This is a genomic window from Aeromonas sp. FDAARGOS 1407, assembly GCF_019048725.1.
GTDB classification, from domain to species: domain Bacteria; phylum Pseudomonadota; class Gammaproteobacteria; order Enterobacterales; family Aeromonadaceae; genus Aeromonas; species Aeromonas enteropelogenes.
This window is the reverse complement of record NZ_CP077399.1, coordinates 4,667,108-4,683,323: the sequence shown is the minus strand read 5'-3', so window position 1 is coordinate 4,683,323 and position 16,216 is coordinate 4,667,108. Positions and strand designations below refer to the sequence as shown.

The window sequence follows — 16,216 nt, the reverse complement described above, 5'->3', positions numbered from 1 at the left end:
GCCTCGTCAATTTGTCCGCCGCTTTACAAAATGAGTTGTCTATCATAGATTTGCTCGAAATTCCTCCATAAGCGTCTCCGTGAACAACATCCTCACTCCGGATCTGCTGCAACAGATCATCGACCACTTGCCCATGAGTATCTTTTGCCGGGATAAGCAGGGGCGTTATCTGTTCGTCAATCGCCGCTTTGCCAGCGAGGCACAATGCGCTTCACCGGCGGAGCTGGTTGGCAAGACGGATGCACAGATGCCCTGGGGGGATGTGTTTCGCAGTGAAGACGAGAAGCTGCTGGCAGAGGGGAGCCCCCTGCTTAACCAGCAGCTCTATTGCCAGAACGGGGAGCGGGGCAGCTGGTCGGAGACCCACAAGATCCCCCTTTACAACGAGGCGGGGGAGCCCTGCGCCGTGTTTGGCGTTGTCAACGAAATTGCCGAGCGCAAGTCACTCGAGGAGACATTCAGGAAGCAGCAGCTGTTGCAGCGCTTTCTGCTCGATGCGATCCCGGATCTGATCCGTTTCGATGACCACAACGGTGTCTTGCTGGAGTGCAACCAGGCGTTTCTGGATTTCGTCGGTTACAGTGCCGACGAGGTGCTGGGCCAGCAGAGCCAACATATTCTGGCGGCACCCCAGGGTATGGGGCCCGGAGAGTGCTGCCTGCTGGATGCCCGTGGTCAGGGGCGACACATGGATATCACCCGGGTGGATGTGCCCGGTGGCGATGGCCACTCCCTGGGAACGTTGACCCTGGGGCGCGACATCACGGGCCTGCGCACCACCCAGGCCCAGCTGCAGCAGGAGCAGCATTACGACAGCCTGACCGGGTTGCTCAAACTATCCCGTTTTTTGCAGACCAGCCGTCATCTCGGCACCCGTAACGCCACCCTGGTGCTGATCGACCTGCACCATTTTCGCGAGATCAACGATCGCTTCGGGATCCGGATCGCCGACCGCCTGCTAAGCCAGGTGGCCAAGCGGCTGCAGCAGCTGGCGCCTCCCCGTACCCTGCTCTGCCGGGTGGCGGCCGATGACTTCTGTCTGCTGCTGCCCGAGCTCAGCGAGCCACTCTCGACATGGTGCCGCCATCTTCAGAAACAGCTGATGGAGCACTACCTGATTGAGGATCACCGCATCCAGATCCCGGTGTTTCTAGGGCTGGCCCAGGGGCGGGCGAGCGATGCCGAACGATTGCTGAGCCATGCCGAAGCCGCCCTGGCGCAGGGCAAGCAGTTGCAGCAGAACTACACCCTGTTCGATCCCGCACTTCATGCCAGGCTCAAGCGGCGTCAGCTGATCGCCTCCCAGTTGCCGCTGGCCATCAAGGCCGCCCAGCTGGTTGCGGTCTACCAACCCATCATCTGCACCCGCAGCCATCGGCTGCATGGTACCGAGCTGCTCTGCCGCTGGCCCCATCCAGAGCTTGGGATGATCTCCCCCGAGGAGTTCATCCCGCTGGCGGAGGAGATGGGCCTCATCGGCCAGCTCGGTCAGCTGATGCTGGAGCAGGGCTGCGCCCAGTTGGCCCAGTGGCAAGCGGCGCTGCCGGACATGGTGCTCTCCATCAACCTGTCACCGCTGCAGTTTCGGGATCCGGGGCTGTGCGAGCTGGTGCAGGGCTGCATTGCCCGGCACGGGCTCAAGGCAAGTCAGCTGGAGCTGGAGATCACCGAAGGGGTCTTGATGGAAAATGCCGACGAGATAGAGACCAACCTCGACAATCTGCTGGCCGCCGGTTTTCAGCTGGCCATCGATGATTTCGGTACCGGCTACTGCTCGCTCGCCTATCTGCCCCGCCTCAAGGTGGCAACCCTCAAGCTGGATCGCAGCTTCACTCAGGGACTGGAGAGCAACACGGCCACCGCGGCCATCATTCGCTCGGTGATTGGCCTGGGTCATGAGCTGGGGATAGGGATCACCGCCGAAGGGGTGGAAACCCCGGAGCAGCAGCAGTGGCTGATGGAGGCGGGGTGTGATCGGCTGCAGGGGTATCTCTTCAGCCGCCCCCTGCCGCCGGAGGAATTCGCCGCCACCTATCTGGCGTAACGCCCCAAACAACAAGGCCACCTGACGGTGGCCTTGCTGTTTGATGAGGGGACATCACTCCTGGAAGTAGGTACCCCAGCCATCGTAATCCACCCCGTATTTCTCGAGGATGGGCATCATCTTGGCAATATCGGCGACGATCGCTTCGACATTCAGCTTGCTCTCGCAGGTGGCATCGAAGCAGAAGATGGTGGCGCCGTCATCCAGCTCCATCTCCTCGGCATCGGTTACCTCGAAGCCGGCCTTGAACAGATCGACCGCGGCCTTCTCCAGACGGTCGAAGTCCTGGCAGGCGAAGTGGTGCTCAATGTCGTAATCCGCATCGGGATTGCTGCCGTCGGCCAGCAGTTCATTGACGATTTCGGTGGTCTCTTCACGCCACTCTTGCATATTCAGACTCATGTTGCCTCCAGGCGTTATCATTGCGGCAAAGCATACTCGCAGAGTGCATCCGGCTCAATGCGGCAGATCGGTGGTGGCAGGATAATGTTGCGGGCAGGTTCCCGTATCACCTTGAAATGGTGAATAACTGCTCGTTGCGTTCAGATGTTGAGCGAACGCGCTTTTTATCTTGTATGGCGGTTGACACCCGGCGCCGGAAAGGGTTTAATGCGCGCCGTTGCCCAGATAGCTCAGTCGGTAGAGCAGGGGATTGAAAATCCCCGTGTCGGCGGTTCGATTCCGTCTCTGGGCACCACAATTCCTCCTTAGTTCAGTCGGTAGAACGGCGGACTGTTAATCCGTATGTCACTGGTTCAAGTCCAGTAGGAGGAGCCAAATTCGAAAAGCCCGCTCAATCGAGCGGGCTTTTTTCGTTTGTCAGTTGCTGTTGCAGGCGGCCAGAAACAGGGTGGTCCCACAGGTGGCACTGAACAGCAGCATGCCGGTTTGCAACACGCCGCCAGGGCTTGCCATCTTTTCCTTCTTTCTGACTCTGATCCACTTGGGTTTCATCACGCTCTTCTCCCTGCTCGCAGTGTCCATCGGCCTGCACTTTTGTACCGGCGAGCCATCTTGGTCGAAGGTAAAATGGACGTCAATCGTCCTTGGCGAAGATGTTTCCGGTCGCTGTGGCTTGCGCCATCCTGATTGTTTAACTCATTGTTAATGTTTTGAAAAACCGAAGTGACCCGGCATCTTTGCAACGTTATGATGAGGCCCACCATGTTCCCATCCTGACGGAGAGATCCCAGATGAACAGCCCCCTGCACTATGTCCTGGACGGCATCCATTGCGAGCCGCATTTTTATACCGTCCCGCTCGATCACGACGATCCGGATGGCGACAGCATCACCCTGTTTGCCCGCACCCTCTGTCGCAAGGACAAGCTGGATGACAAGCTACCCTGGCTGCTCTATCTGCAAGGTGGGCCGGGCTTTGGGTCGCCGCGGCCGACCGCCAACAGCGGCTGGCTCAAGCGGGCGCTGCAGGAGTTTCGGGTGGTGTTGCTCGATCAGCGGGGGACCGGCATGTCGAGCCCGATCCATGGCCAGCTGCTGGCTGCCATGACGCCGGCGGAGCAGGCGGCGTACCTCAGCCATTTTCGTGCCGACAACATAGTGCGTGATGCCGAGTTCATCCGGCTGGAGATCTCACCATCCCATCGCTGGAGCCTGCTGGGGCAGAGCTTTGGCGGCTTCTGCTGCCTCACCTATCTCTCTTTGTTCCCGGACAGCCTGCGTGAGGTTTACATCACGGGGGGCGTCGCCCCGATCGGGCGCAGTGCCGACGAGGTGTATCGCGCCACCTATCAGCGGGTTGTCGACAAGAACCGCGCCTTCTTCGCCCGCTTCCCCTATGCCCAGGGCATTGCCAACCGGTTGGCCACCCATCTGCACCAGCACGATGTGCGCCTGCCCAACGGCCAGCGGCTGACGGTGGAGCAGTTCCAGCAACAGGGGCTGGATCTGGGGGCCAGCGGCGCCTTTGAAGAGCTTTACTTCCTGCTGGAAGAGGCCTTTATCGGGGAGCAGATCAACCCGGCCTTCCTCTATCAAGTGCAGGGGATGCAGCCGTTCAACACCAATCCGCTGTTTGCCGTGCTGCACGAGGCCATCTACGCCGAAGGGGAGGCGACCCGCTGGGCGGCCGAGCGGGTCCGAAGCGAATACCCTCTCTTCGACTGGGAACCGGGCAAGGACTTCGCCTTCACCGGTGAGATGATCTTCCCCTGGATGTTCGATCAGTTCCGCGAGCTGGTGCCCCTCAAGGAGGCGGCCCATCTGCTGGCACAGAAGCGTGACTGGGGCCGGCTCTATGATCCCGCCCGGCTGGCCCGCAACAAGGTGCCGGTGGCCTGCGCCATCTATGCCGAGGACATGTATGTGGAATTTGATTACAGTCGCGATACGCTGCGCACACTGGGCAACAGCCGCGCCTGGATCACCAACGAGTATGAGCACAACGGCCTGCGGGTCGATGGTGAACGGGTGCTCGATCGCCTCATCGCCCTGAACCGGGATCGCTGATCCGCCTTGGATTGTGTGGCATGAAAACAGGGGCCTGATGGCCCCTGTTTCTATTGCTCAGCTCTTGACCACCGGCTTCGGGGTGTCGGGCTGGGAGGGGGGCAAGATCGGCAACACTATTTGGGGTTGTTCACCAGTCAGGCTCTTGAGGTAGGCGGTCATGTCTTCGGCCTCCTGATCCGTCAACTGCTGGCCCAGCTGGATATCGGCCATGATCTGCACCGCCTCTTTCAGATCCCAGACCGAGCCGTCGTGGAAGTAGGGATAGGTCAGCTCGATATTGCGCAGGGTGGGCACCTTGAACCAGCCGATGAACTGCTTCTCACCGGTGACGGCTCCGCGCCCCTGGGCCGGGTTGTCGGTCTTGAACGGCTTGACCAGCCCCATCTTCTGATAGGAATTGCCACCGATGGCGGCGCCGTTGTGGCAGGCGGTGCAACCCTTGTCCTTGAACAGCTGATAGCCCTTGAGCTGCTGCGCCGTCAGCGCCTTGCTGTCACCCTTCAGCCAGCGATCGAACGGCGCATTGGGGGTGACCAGGGTCTCTTCGAAGGCGGCGATGGCATCGGTCACCTCCTTGATGTCGAACTCTGCCTTGCCGTAGACGGCGTTGAAGCGGGCGCGGTATTCGGGCAGGGTGCGCAGGGTCTCCACCGCCAGCTTGTGGCTGAAGGCCATCTCCAGCGGGTTTTCGATGGGGCCGGCCGCCTGGGCCTGCAGATCCTTGGCCCGGCCATCCCAGAACTGCACGAAGTTGAGGCTGGAGTTGAGCACGGTCGGCGAATTGATCGGCCCCTCCTTCCACTTGTGACCGAGGGAGCTGACCTGGTTGTCCACGCCCCCCGTGGCCAGGTTATGGCAGGAGTTGCAGGAGATGGCATTGGATTTGGAAAGTCGTGGCTCGAAAAACAGCATCTTGCCCAGTTCGACTTTTTCCGGTGCGCTCACCTTGGCTGCTTCTATGGGTTGAATGGGTTCGCTTGCCCAGCTCATCCCGGGCAGGGCCAACACCATTAACAGACAATATTTATTCATTCTTTTTCTCTCCCTTTTGGCTGTGCCTAACAGCAGCCCCAGCCTGACCGGGAAAGCCTGGTGGTTATTTGCTCAAGATCAATTAAGCACAACAAAAACCACATTAAAAACAATGAATTATATTATTGCGGACGGACTGGTGGCGGGGTCTTGCGAGGAAAAAAAGTGCGAAATTATGACCAGTAATTTATGGCCTAATTCATCGTTTCCCATAGCCAATTAATTAGATTGCTACCATTGAATAAAGCGATTATCCAATATGCAGAGACAGCGAGTTTATTAATTAGATTTATTTAAAATGCATTATTAAATGCCATCAATAACTCGACTGCAAATAATAAATATTCCGGTCTGAACCACTGCACCCTGCATTCCAGAAATGCCGCCCTCTTTACCTGCCTCGATGAGGAGAGGGGCGACCCGCTTTTCAATCAAGATAAGGATGCATGATGAAAACGTCTCTGCTGGCTTGCAGCCTGTTGCTCGCTCTTCCCGCATTTGCCGCGGCCCCGCACTGGGAATACAGCGGGGCGGCAGGTCCCGACCACTGGGCCAAACTGACGCCGGAATTCAGCCCCTGTGCGGGCAGCAACCAATCTCCCGTGGATCTGACCGGTCTGGTCGAGGCCGATCTGCCCCCTCTGGTGTTTCACTACCGTGCCGGGGGCGAGTTCGCAAGCAACAACGGTCATACCGTGCAGATCGGCTATGCCCCGGGCAGCACGCTTGAGCTCGATGGCATGAGCTTCGAGCTCAAGCAGTTTCACTTCCACGCCCCGAGCGAGAATCATATCGAAGGGAAATCCTATCCGCTGGAGGGGCATCTGGTGCACGCCAATGGCAAGGGGGAGCTGGCCGTGGTGGCGGTAATGTTCGAGGTGGGCAAGGCCAATCCCGTGCTGGCCGAGGCGTGGCGGCAACTGCCAATCAAGGCGGGTGAGAGCCATGCCCTCAAGGCTCCGGTTGCGGTCGAGCAACTGCTGCCCACCAAGCGTGACTACTACCGCTTCAGCGGCTCCCTCACCACGCCCCCTTGCTCGGAAGGCGTGCGCTGGCTGGTGCTCAAGCAACCGGTCGAGGCCAGCCAGGCCCAGATCGATGCCTTCAAGGAAGTGATGCACCACCCCAATAACCGACCGGTGCAGCCCCTTAACGGCCGTGTCGTCCTGCAATAAGGAATGAAGAGGGGGAAATAGAAAGATGCCAGTCAGCGTTTGCCGACTGGCATCTTTGCTTATGGCTGCGAGTTGTCCCAGCGCCGGAAGATGAGGGAGGTGTTGATGCCACCAAACGCGAAGTTGTTGGACATCAGGTATTCGATCTCCGGCAGCTCGCGGCCCGTTCCCGTGATGTGATCGAGGGGGGCACAGGCCGGATCCGGGTTGGCGAGGTTGAGGGTCGGAGCAAACCAGCCATCGTGCATCATCTCCAGCGACAGCCAGGCTTCGATACCACCGCAGGCCCCCAGGGTATGGCCGAAGTAGCTCTTGAGGGACGAGATGGGGGTCTGGTCACCAAAGATGGCGGCGGTTGCCTGGCTCTCGGCGATGTCGCCGCGCTCGGTGGCAGTGCCGTGGGCACTGATGTAACCGATCTGCTCGGGGGTCAGCCCTGCCTGATCCAGCGCCATCTGCATGCACAGCTGCATGGTTTGGCTCTGGGGCTGGGTGACGTGGGCCGCGTCGCAGTTGGTGGCAAAGCCCACCAGCTCGGCGATGATGGGGGCGCCGCGCGAGAGTGCGTGCTCCAGCTCTTCCAGCACCAGGGTGCCGGCCCCCTCACCGATGACCAGGCCGTCGCGATCCCGGTCAAAGGGGCGCGGGGTGAGTTCGGGGGTGTCGTTGAGCTGACTGGTGGCAAACAGGGTGTCGAACACCACGGCTTCGGAGGGGCAGAGCTCCTCTGCACCTCCCGCCACCATCACTGTTTGGTAGCCGTGGCGGATCGCCTCATAGGCATACCCAATCCCCTGGCTGCCTGAGGTGCAGGCGCTGGAGGTGGGGATGACCCGGCCGCGCAGGCCGAAGAAGAGGCCGGTATTGACCGCCGCCGTATGGGGCATCATCTGCACATAGGTGGTGGCGGTGATGCTGGCGGTGGTCTTGTCGTTGAGCATGGCGCCAAAGGCGCTGATGGGGGCCGTACTGCCGGTGGAGGAGCCGTAGGCGATGCCGGTGCGACCATCGGTCAGCACAGAATCACCCTGCAGCCTGGCCTGCTCCAGCGCGAGCTCGGTAGCCACGGTGGACATCTCGGAGACGCGACCCATGGCGCGGGTCTTCTTGCGCGGATAGTGGGCCGGCAGGGAGAAATCGGTGATGGGGGCCGCCAGCCGGGTGTTGAGCCCGTCGTAGACGGCCCACTCCGGCATGGTTACCACGGCGCTGCGCCCTGCCTGCAGGCGTGCCTTCACGCTGGCCCAGTCGTTGCCAAAGGCGGTCACCCCGGCCATGCCGGTGACGACGACACGTCGGTTCATATCAGGCCTCCGTTGATGGAAATCACTTGCCGGGTCACGTAGCCGGCGATGTCGGACATCAGGTAGGAGACCAGACCTGCCACTTCGTCCGCCTGTCCCATCCGCTTGAGGGGGATCATCTTGAGCGCCTCGCTCTCTACCTCGGGGCTCACCATGCCGGTGTCGATAAGGCCGGGGGCCACGCAGTTGACCGTGATGCGCCGCTTGGCCAGCTCCAGTGCCAGCGCCTTGGTGGCGCCGATGAGGCCCGCCTTGGAGGCGCTGTAGTTCACCTGGCCACGGTTGCCCATGATGCCGGAGACTGACGACAGGGTGACGATGCGCCCGCCGCGGCGCAGCCCGATCATCGGCATGATGCAGGGCTTGAGCAGGTTGTAGAAGCCGTCGAGGTTGGTGTGGATGACGTCGTCCCACTCCCCGTCCGTCAGGGCCGGGAAGGCGCCGTCGCGCACGATACCGGCGTTGCAGACCACGCCGTAGTAGGCGCCGTGCTGCTCGATGTCGGCCTCAAGGCGCGCGCGGCACTGCTCCCGGTCGCCGATATCGAACTGGATCAGGCGCCCGCTCCCGCCTTGGGCGACGATGTCGTTGAGGGTCGCCTGGGCGCCCTGCTGATCCCCGTGATAGTGGACCACCACGGCAAAGCCGTCGGCGGCCAGTTTCAGGGCGATGGCCCGGCCAATCCCCTTGCTGGCGCCGGTTACCAATACGGTCGAGTTCATTGTGATTGGGTCTCCAGTAAGTCTGACAGTTGGGCCGTCGTGGGCTGGTAGGTGCTCAGGCGCGCCTTGGCGCACAGGGTCTCACCTTGCAGGATGCGGCATTCGAAGCTGGCCATGCCGGCGTCCTGCAGCAGGCAGTGCGCCTCGATGCGCAGCAGGCTGCCGGCGGCAAACGTGGGCAGCTGGCTCTCGTATTTGCGGGTGCCGAGCAGCATGCCGATACGTACCGGCTCGCTACGCTGATGCGCCTGCAAGCCGGCCCAGGCGGCGATGGCCTGGGCCATCAGCTCGATGCCGCACCAGCCGGGCAGGTTGCCCTGTGCATCGAGCAGCAGGGCGTGCCGCTCGCCCACCCGGGTCTCGCAGCTGATGCTCTGCGCCGCAAACGCCGTGACGCGATCGAGCAACAGCATGGGCGCCTGGTGGGGCAGCAGTTGTTTTATGGGAGGAAAAGTCATGGTGCCTCTTTGCCAAAGATAAGGCTCACGTTGTTGCCACCGAAGGCAAACGAGTTGGACATGATGATGCGGGCCGCCCCGGCCTCCCTGACCAGCGCCAGCGGGGCCAGACTCGGGTCTTGCGCTTCCCCTTGCGGGGGCAGCGGCAGGGCGCGCTCCAGGAGCAGGCAGCAAAGGGCCGCCTCGGTGGCCCCGGCCGCCCCAAGGGTGTGGCCGGTCAGCACCTTGGTGGAACTCACCGCTACCCCGTGGGGGAAGAGGCGCGACAGGGCCAGGCTCTCCATCTCGTCGTTGAGACGAGTGGCGGTACCGTGGGCGTTGACGTAATCGATGCGCTCGGCCTCAAGACCGGCGCGCGCCAGCGCCATGCGCATGGCCCGCTCGGCCCCTTCTCCCTCCGGGTGCGGCGCCGAGATGTGCCAGGCATCCGACGACTCCCCATCCCCCAGCAGGGCCAGGGGGGCGGGATCGCGACTCACCAGAAACAGGGCCGCTCCTTCACCGATGTTGATGCCGTCGCGCCCCGCTGCAAACGGACGGCAGCGCCGCTCGCTCAAGGACTCCAGGCTGTCGAAACCGTTCAGGGTGAGGCCGCACAGGGAGTCGGCACCGCCGACCAGGGCCACATCGGCCTGGCCGCTCTCGAGCAGGCGGCGCGCCGTGATAAAGGCCCGCGCGCTCGACGAACAGGCGGTCGAGATGGTCATCGCCGGTCCCAGTATGCCCAGATGCTCGGCAAGAAAGGTCGACGGGGATCCCAGCTCCTGCTGGGCATAGTCGAAGCGAGGCGACATCGCTTCACCTCTTAGCTGCGCCGCTACGGCCACCTCGGCCTCGCCGATGCCGGAGGTGCTGGTGCCGAGCACCAGGGCCACCCGATCCGGGCCCACCCGGCTGATGGCCGCGCTCACCTCGGCTTCGATGTCGGCCAGGGCGGCGAGCAGCAGCTGGTTGTTGCGCGAGTCGTGGCGGGGCTGCGCCACCTCGGGCAGCGGATCGCTCACCCGCCCCACCGGCGAGGTGCGGCCATCAACCAGAGTCCAGTGCTCTTTATCAAGGGGGCTCTCACCCCGGCTATGCCACCCGTTGAGGGCGTCGCACACCGCCTCCTTGCCGCGGCCGAGGGCATTGATGAGGCTGTAGGCGTGAACGTAGAGGGTCATGGGGCCAGGCTCTCCAGTGTCAGGGCATAGCCGAAGCGGTGCTGGGTCAGGCTGACCGGCTCGCGCTGGCCCTGCCAGGTGTGGTAACGGATCTCGGTGACCAGCTCTCCGGCGGGATCGGTGAGGCGCCGGACATCTCCCTCGTCCTTGAGCTGCCAGCCGGCAGGCAGGCGGGGCTGCCAGTCGGCCACGGGCCAGTAGCAGAGCATGACATCCGCCAGCACCTGGGCGGGGGGCGGCAGGGCACTGCCCGGCAGGGGAAGCAGGCGCTCGCTATGAATGCCGCTTTGGTCGTACTGCACCTTGAACAGGCGTGCCCCGGTGGGCATCAGGCCGACCAGGGTGATCCCTTGCGGGCCCGCCTCCAGGGCGGTGAGCAGCTGGTACTGCTTGCCCTGGGCGCTGGCCAGCAGCAGCTGCTGGCGGGTGAGAGGTTCGGCCAGGGTGGGCGCCGGCAGCGACAGGGGGACGTTCGGGGCGATAAAGGCCTCCACCCCCTGCCGGCTGCTGCAGCCGCCCAGCAGCAACAGCAAACACATCAGATATCTCATCATGACTCCGCAGCCGGCCGCGGGGCCAGCACCATGGGCGATAACAAAAACGCGGTAAAGATCCCGCCGCTCAGCACGATGCCAAAGCCGGCGATGGCCGGGGTGTGGCTAAGCGCCAGCAGGCCGAAGGCCAGCAGGGTGGTGAGGTGGGCGAGCAAAATGGCCAGCAGGGTCGACTGCTGGCGCCCGGGATCCTCGCCGCAGTGGGCGAAGAAGAGGCCATAGTCGATGCCGATACCGAAGATGAGGCTCAGCGCCAACACCCCGAAGAGGGTCAGCGGCTGCTGGCTGAAACCGAGCAGGGCCAGCCCCATGGCGATGGCCAGGGCGTTGACCAGCAGGATGCGCGCCGCGACGCGCCAGCCGACGCGCCGCCAGAGCAGCCCGGTCACCAGCAATACCGCTACCAGCAGCAGCTCGGCCAGCTTGAGGCGATAGTCGGCGAAGAGCTGGCTCCACTGGCTGCGCTGATCCTGCCACACCACACCATCCAGTTCGGTGGCGAGGTTGGCCAGGGCGGCGGCATCGTGAATGCCGGCGAGTGGCACCCAGATGCCGACCCGGCCGTCAGGCAAGGCATGCCAGAGCAGTCGGCTCCCCTCGCTCACGGGGCTCGCCAGCCAGGCTTCGGGGGTGAGCGGCGAGAAGGGGCGCGTCTTGGCCTCTACCGGCAGGCCGGCCCCCTGGAGCGCCGCGATGACGCCAGGTTGCAGCTTCGCGATGGCGTTATGGTCCCCCTGCTGGCGGGCCAGGGAGGGGAGCCACTGGCTGATGGCGACGAATTGCTCCAGCTGCCCGCGCTGGCGGGCCTGCCCGAGGCGGCCCGCCAGGGTTTCGAGGCGGGTGAGGGCCTGCTCGCCATCGCGTCCGACCACCAGATAGCCGGTCATGCCCCCCTGCTGGCCAGTCAGCTGCTGGATCTGGCGCTCCTGCGCCTGCAAGGCATGGGGCAAGGGTTGCAGCTTCTGGATGTCGTCATCCACCACCAGGCGGCTCACACCGATGGCGCTGATGACGAGAACCAGCAGCGGTAGCCAGCGGCGCAGGCCAGCGGGCGCGCGCCAGGCGGCAATCCAGCGCGCCTGCCAGCGGCGGATGGGGAGCGGCCCCTGTGACAATTTCCCGAGCCAGGCCGGGAAGAGCAGCAACACGGTCAGGAAGGCGGCCAGCAGGCCGGCCAAGGCGCAGACCGCCAACTGTTGCAGCCCGGGGAAGGGTGCGAGCCAGAGCAGGGCATAACCGATGAGGGTGGTGAGCAGGGCCAGGCTCAGGCCCGGCAGCAGGTGGGCGCGGGTCTGGGCCGGCGTCTCGTGGCCGTGCAGGCGCCGCTCGCTCATGAAGTGGAGCGCATAGTCGATGGAGATGCCGATGAGGCTGGTGCTGATCACCAGGGTGAAGACGTGGATCTCCCCGAACACCAGCAGCACGGCGCCGAGTCCCCACAGCATCCCCATGGCCAGCGGCAACAGGGAGAGCAGCAGGGCCCGCAGGGAGCGAAACGCCAGCCAGATCAGCAGCACCACGCCAAAGAGCGACCCCAGACCGATGGTGGAGATATCCTGCTCGGCCAGGGTGCTGGCGTGCTGGCTATAAAACAGGGTGCCGCGGCGCAGCAGCTCGGCCCCGGGGTAGTCCTGTTTCAGCGTATCTTCGGCGCGGGTCAGCTCGGCCAGCAGCTGCCGATTACGGGCCATGTCGAAGGCCGAGAGGTTAAGCTCGGCGCGCACCAGATACCAGCGCCGGCCATCGGGCCCTTGGGCACTCAACCAGCCCTGCTCGCCAAGCTGCATCGGACTCTGTTGCTCGAGCACGGCGGCGCGGGTCAGCAGCATGGGGTCTGCCTGCCATTCGGCCCGGGAGACGCCGCCGAAGGGGGAGTAGATCTGCCCAAGCACCCACTGGCTCCAGACGCTGGCGCCCCCCTCCAGCCGCGCCCGGGCGGCCGGGGTGAGGTGCTGCCACGCCATCTGCTGCAGATAGGCTTGCCAGGCGGGTGCTAGCTCGGGCTGGGCCCCCTTCACCTGCACCAGGGCGTCGATGGCTTGCAGCTGTCGGCTCCACTCGGTCGCGGCCGCCTCACCGTCCTTGCCAGCGGGCAGGCTCACCAGCCACACCAGCTGCCGGTCCAGGTTGGCGAGCAGTCCGGCGCGCAGCTCGGGGTGCCACTGCTGATGCTCCTCTTTGGGCAGCAGGTCCATCACGCTGGTGTTGAAACGGGCGCGGGGCAGGGCCAGCGCCAGAGCGATGCAGACCACCACGCAGAGCAGCAGCCAGGCCCGCCCCAGCAGGCGCCAGTGTCGTTCAGTGAGCATCAAAGCGGGACTGCTCCTCGGCGCTCAATGGCAGGGTCTTGAGCTGCCAGTTGGAAAAGCGGATCAGGGTGACATCCCCCTGCCTGTCGTGGATAGCCAGCGACCTGAGCTCATGGCGCCCCTTGAGCACCAGGGTGGCAAAGACCTTGTCGAGGGGAGCTCGGATAGGCTCAAGCGTCAGGGTCCACTCCTTTCCCTCGCTGGTGAGGGTGTGACGAAAATAGCTCGCCAGCGCCGCTTCGCTCGGGTCAAACAGGGCCAGCATCAGGTTGCTGAACTCCAGTAGCTGGGGGTTGTCCAGGGTTTGGGCCGGCTGGCCCGGCAACTGCTGTACCATGCGGGTCGGGGTGAGCGTCAGGGTCAGGGGAAAGGGCTTTAGCTGCTGCCACCAGAGCCCTTTGCCCTTGACCAGCAGGATCTCGCCGCCTGATCGCAAGGGTTGGCTCAGGCCGCTTATCTGGCGCTCCTGCTCGAAGCGGGCGCTGCGGGCATCGGCGGCGGTGAGCTGGCGCTGCACCTCGGCCAGGGTGATCTGACCGGCCAGCAGGGGCCAGGGGAGCAGGGCCAGCAGCAGCCAGAGGCACTTTCTCACTCTGCCACCCCCAGCTTGTCGAGCAGCACCCGGGGCGAGGCGAGGCACATCTCGCCGCTCTCCTTGCTGACCGCCACCTGCACCGTGTAGCCCTTGCTGGTGCGCCGGTTGGTCGCGGGATCGTAGAGCAGGTAGTCAATCTTGAGGCGGTTCTGGTACTCCACCAGGGTGGCGCGCACCCGTACCGTCTGGCCGAAACGCAGGGGCGCCACGTACTTCATGCGCACGTCGATGACCGGCCAGAGGTAGCCGGAGGCCTCCATCTGCGGGTAGTTGTAGTCGATGCGATCGAGCAGGGCACAGCGGGCCAGCTCGATGTAGCGCAGGTAGTGGCCGTGCCAGGCGACGGCCATCATGTCCACGTCGTGAAACGGGACTGTGACGTCGACTTCGGCGCTCAGTTGCCAGGGTTCAGCCATGGGGCACCTCGTCATAGAGCGGGTAGTGACGGGCCTGCAGGCGCCCCATCAGGGCGCGCAGCTCGGCCTCCAGCGGGCGATCTTCAGTCAGGAAGGGGTGATCCCGGCGCACCGCCTCCACCGTGTGAGCCAGCGCCGGGCTAAGGGCGTCGGGCCCCTTGCCCTGCAGGGCGAGGCGCAGCTCCACCCCCTGCACCGCGGCCAGCAGGCTGGCACTCGCCACCTGCTCGGTCAGGGTCAGCACCCGCAGGGCGTCGCGGGCCGCTATGGTGCCCATGCTCACCTTGTCCTGATTGTGACACTCGGTGGAGCGGGAGAAGACGCTGGCGGGCATGGTGTGCTTGAGGGCCTCGGCGGTCCAGGCTGAGGCGCCGATCTGCACTGCCTTGAAGCCGTGGTTGATGAAGCGCAGCGATTCACTGGCGCCCGAGAGGTTGCTCGGCAGCCCCTGATTGAACTTGGTGTCCACCAGTTGCGCCAGCTGGCGGTCGAGCAGGTCGGCCAGGTTGGCCACCGCCACCTTCATGCTGTCCATGGCCATGGCGATGTGGCCGCCGTAGAAGTGGCCGCCGTGCATCACATGCTCCCCGTCACCGTCGATGAGGGGGTTGTCGTTGGCGCTGTTGAGCTCGTTTTCGATGAGCTGGCGCCACCAGGGCAGGCTGTCGGCCACCACGCCGATGACGTGGGGCGCGCAGCGCAGGGAGTAGCGATCCTGCAGCCGGTTGCTGTGGTGGGGCAGCTCGCCGCTTTGCAGATCCGCGCGCAGCCAGGCGGCGATCTGCTGCTGGCCCGGGTGGGGTTTGGCGGCAAACAGGCGCTCGTCGAAGTGGAAGGCGTTGCCCTCCATGGCCACGCTCACCAGCGCCGTGATGCGGGTACACAGACGCATCAGGTAGTCGCAGCGGGCGAAGGCGAGGCAGGCGAGCGCCGTCATCACAGAAGTGCCGTTCATCAGCGCCAGCCCCTCTTTCGGGCGCAGCTTGAGCGGTGTCATGCCGAGTTCACGGTAGAGATCCGCCGCCGCCATCAGCTGGCCGTCCCGATAGAGATCGCGCTCTCCCACTAACGCCGCGGCCACATAGGAGAGGGGGGTCAGATCGCCGCTGGCACCGACCGAGCCCTCCTCGGGAATGCGCGGCAGCAGATCTTGCTCCAGCAGCCAGGTGAGGCGCTCGAGCAGGGTGACGCTGACCCCGGAGACCCCCTGTGCCAGGGAGTTGAGGCGGGTGGCCAGCACGGCGCGGGTGGCGGCCGGGCTGAGATTTTCGCCCAGGCCACAGCCGTGGAAACGGGTCAGGTGCAGGGGCAGGGCATCGACCAGATCCAGGGGCACGGCGCGGGTGACAGAGTCGCCGTAGCCTGTGGTGACGCCGTAGATGACCCCTTCGTCGGCCAGCAGCCGGTCCAGATAGTCGGCGCCGCGCTGGATACGGGCACGAAAGGCGGGCTCGGGGTTGAGCGTCGGGGTGGCGCGGCGCTCGGCCAGGGCGACCACCTCTTCAATGGTGAGGGGACGGGCCCCGAATACGATCTCGTGCATACCTTGCTCAATCCTGCTCATCGGTCAGATGCCAAAAGTCAAAAAAGTTGAACCACTCCAGCGGGGCCCGCAGGCAGTGGTATTCCAGCCGATCGGCGTAGTGTTGCACCCTGGCCTCGAGACGCTGCTGGCGCTCGGCACGGGGCAGGGGAGTGCCATCGGCAAAGGGCTCGAAATGAACCCGAAAACGCCCCTGTTCCCGCAGTCCGAACATCAGATAAGTGGGGCAGCCGAGCACCGCCGACAGGGCAAAGGGTCCCAAGGGGAAGGGCGCCTTCTCCCCGAGAAAATCGGCCCAGACCACGCGTTTCTCTTTGGTCACCGAGGTGCGATCCCCCACGATCACCACCCACTCCCCCGCCTCGATACGGGACTTGAGCATGATGGCGGTATCGGGCCCGAGCTCCTGCACCTGTACCAGGTTGAGGCC

16 protein-coding genes and 2 tRNA genes are annotated in these 16,216 nt (G+C 64.0%); 5 read left to right on the top strand and 13 right to left on the bottom strand.

Annotated elements, in window-relative coordinates:
- Positions 1-79: 79 nt before the first annotated feature.
- The gene (locus I6L37_RS21985) at positions 80-2,044 is read left to right on the top strand and encodes an EAL domain-containing protein (RefSeq protein WP_216992973.1); all 1,965 of its coding nucleotides are present in this window, start codon (positions 80-82) and stop codon (positions 2,042-2,044) included.
- Between the two features lie 54 nt (positions 2,045-2,098).
- Here I6L37_RS21985 and rraB read toward each other — a convergent pair whose 3' ends face one another.
- Positions 2,099-2,434, bottom strand: coding sequence for a ribonuclease E inhibitor RraB (gene rraB, locus I6L37_RS21980; protein ID WP_042028378.1), 336 nt, complete (start codon positions 2,432-2,434; stop codon positions 2,099-2,101).
- Between the two features lie 231 nt (positions 2,435-2,665).
- On the opposite strand from rraB, the gene I6L37_RS21975 reads away from it, so the two are divergent.
- Positions 2,666-2,741, top strand: a tRNA-Phe gene (locus tag I6L37_RS21975).
- Positions 2,742-2,745: 4 nt separating this feature from the next.
- A tRNA-Asn gene (locus tag I6L37_RS21970) sits at positions 2,746-2,821 on the top strand.
- Between the two features lie 42 nt (positions 2,822-2,863).
- Here I6L37_RS21970 and I6L37_RS21965 read toward each other — a convergent pair.
- Complete coding sequence (locus I6L37_RS21965; RefSeq protein WP_216994230.1) at positions 2,864-3,001, bottom strand: hypothetical protein; 138 nt, start codon at positions 2,999-3,001, stop codon at positions 2,864-2,866.
- A gap of 236 nt (positions 3,002-3,237) precedes the next feature.
- Here I6L37_RS21965 and I6L37_RS21960 point away from each other — a divergent pair, with 236 nt between their 5' ends.
- The gene (locus I6L37_RS21960; protein ID WP_216992972.1) at positions 3,238-4,512 is read left to right on the top strand and encodes an alpha/beta fold hydrolase; all 1,275 of its coding nucleotides are present in this window, start codon (positions 3,238-3,240) and stop codon (positions 4,510-4,512) included.
- 57 nt (positions 4,513-4,569) lie between these two features.
- On the opposite strand, the gene I6L37_RS21955 is transcribed toward I6L37_RS21960, so the two are convergent.
- Positions 4,570-5,547, bottom strand: coding sequence for a cytochrome-c peroxidase (locus I6L37_RS21955; RefSeq protein WP_216992971.1), 978 nt, complete (start codon positions 5,545-5,547; stop codon positions 4,570-4,572).
- A gap of 449 nt (positions 5,548-5,996) precedes the next feature.
- Between I6L37_RS21955 and I6L37_RS21950 the strand changes: the two genes are divergently transcribed.
- Entirely contained in the window at positions 5,997-6,722 is a 726-nt protein-coding gene (locus tag I6L37_RS21950) for a carbonic anhydrase (protein WP_216994228.1), read from the top strand.
- Positions 6,723-6,781: 59 nt separating this feature from the next.
- Here I6L37_RS21950 and I6L37_RS21945 read toward each other — a convergent pair whose 3' ends face one another.
- From I6L37_RS21945 to I6L37_RS22145, 10 genes are read right to left on the bottom strand one after another with little or no spacing between them, the layout of a single operon-like run.
- Positions 6,782-8,026, bottom strand: coding sequence for a beta-ketoacyl-ACP synthase (locus I6L37_RS21945; protein ID WP_216992970.1), 1,245 nt, complete (start codon positions 8,024-8,026; stop codon positions 6,782-6,784).
- Entirely contained in the window at positions 8,023-8,748 is a 726-nt protein-coding gene (locus I6L37_RS21940; RefSeq protein WP_216992969.1) for a 3-ketoacyl-ACP reductase FabG2, read from the bottom strand. The genes I6L37_RS21945 and I6L37_RS21940 overlap by 4 nt, the downstream gene beginning before the upstream one ends.
- Positions 8,745-9,206: a hotdog family protein gene (locus I6L37_RS21935; protein WP_216992968.1), complete on the bottom strand. Its 462-nt coding sequence runs from the start codon at positions 9,204-9,206 to the stop codon at positions 8,745-8,747. Before I6L37_RS21935 ends, I6L37_RS21940 begins: the two co-directional genes overlap by 4 nt.
- Positions 9,203-10,369, bottom strand: coding sequence for a beta-ketoacyl-[acyl-carrier-protein] synthase family protein (locus tag I6L37_RS21930; protein WP_216992967.1), 1,167 nt, complete (start codon positions 10,367-10,369; stop codon positions 9,203-9,205). The genes I6L37_RS21935 and I6L37_RS21930 overlap by 4 nt, the downstream gene beginning before the upstream one ends.
- Positions 10,366-10,908, bottom strand: coding sequence for a DUF3261 domain-containing protein (locus I6L37_RS21925; RefSeq protein ID WP_234924497.1), 543 nt, complete (start codon positions 10,906-10,908; stop codon positions 10,366-10,368). The genes I6L37_RS21930 and I6L37_RS21925 overlap by 4 nt, the downstream gene beginning before the upstream one ends.
- Positions 10,909-10,919: 11 nt before the next feature.
- The gene (locus I6L37_RS21920; RefSeq protein ID WP_216992966.1) at positions 10,920-13,232 is read right to left on the bottom strand and encodes an MMPL family transporter; all 2,313 of its coding nucleotides are present in this window, start codon (positions 13,230-13,232) and stop codon (positions 10,920-10,922) included.
- Positions 13,222-13,824: an outer membrane lipoprotein carrier protein LolA gene (locus I6L37_RS21915; RefSeq protein ID WP_216992965.1), complete on the bottom strand. Its 603-nt coding sequence runs from the start codon at positions 13,822-13,824 to the stop codon at positions 13,222-13,224. Before I6L37_RS21915 ends, I6L37_RS21920 begins: the two co-directional genes overlap by 11 nt.
- Positions 13,821-14,243 (bottom strand): thioesterase family protein, encoded by a 423-nt coding sequence (locus tag I6L37_RS21910; protein WP_216992964.1) that lies wholly within the window; start codon positions 14,241-14,243, stop codon positions 13,821-13,823. The genes I6L37_RS21915 and I6L37_RS21910 overlap by 4 nt, the downstream gene beginning before the upstream one ends.
- Positions 14,236-15,807: a histidine ammonia-lyase gene (hutH, locus tag I6L37_RS21905; protein WP_201983337.1), complete on the bottom strand. Its 1,572-nt coding sequence runs from the start codon at positions 15,805-15,807 to the stop codon at positions 14,236-14,238. The genes I6L37_RS21910 and hutH overlap by 8 nt, the downstream gene beginning before the upstream one ends.
- Positions 15,794-16,198 (bottom strand): hypothetical protein, encoded by a 405-nt coding sequence (locus tag I6L37_RS22145; RefSeq protein ID WP_254203528.1) that lies wholly within the window; start codon positions 16,196-16,198, stop codon positions 15,794-15,796. The genes hutH and I6L37_RS22145 overlap by 14 nt, the downstream gene beginning before the upstream one ends.
- Positions 16,199-16,216: the final 18 nt, after the last annotated feature.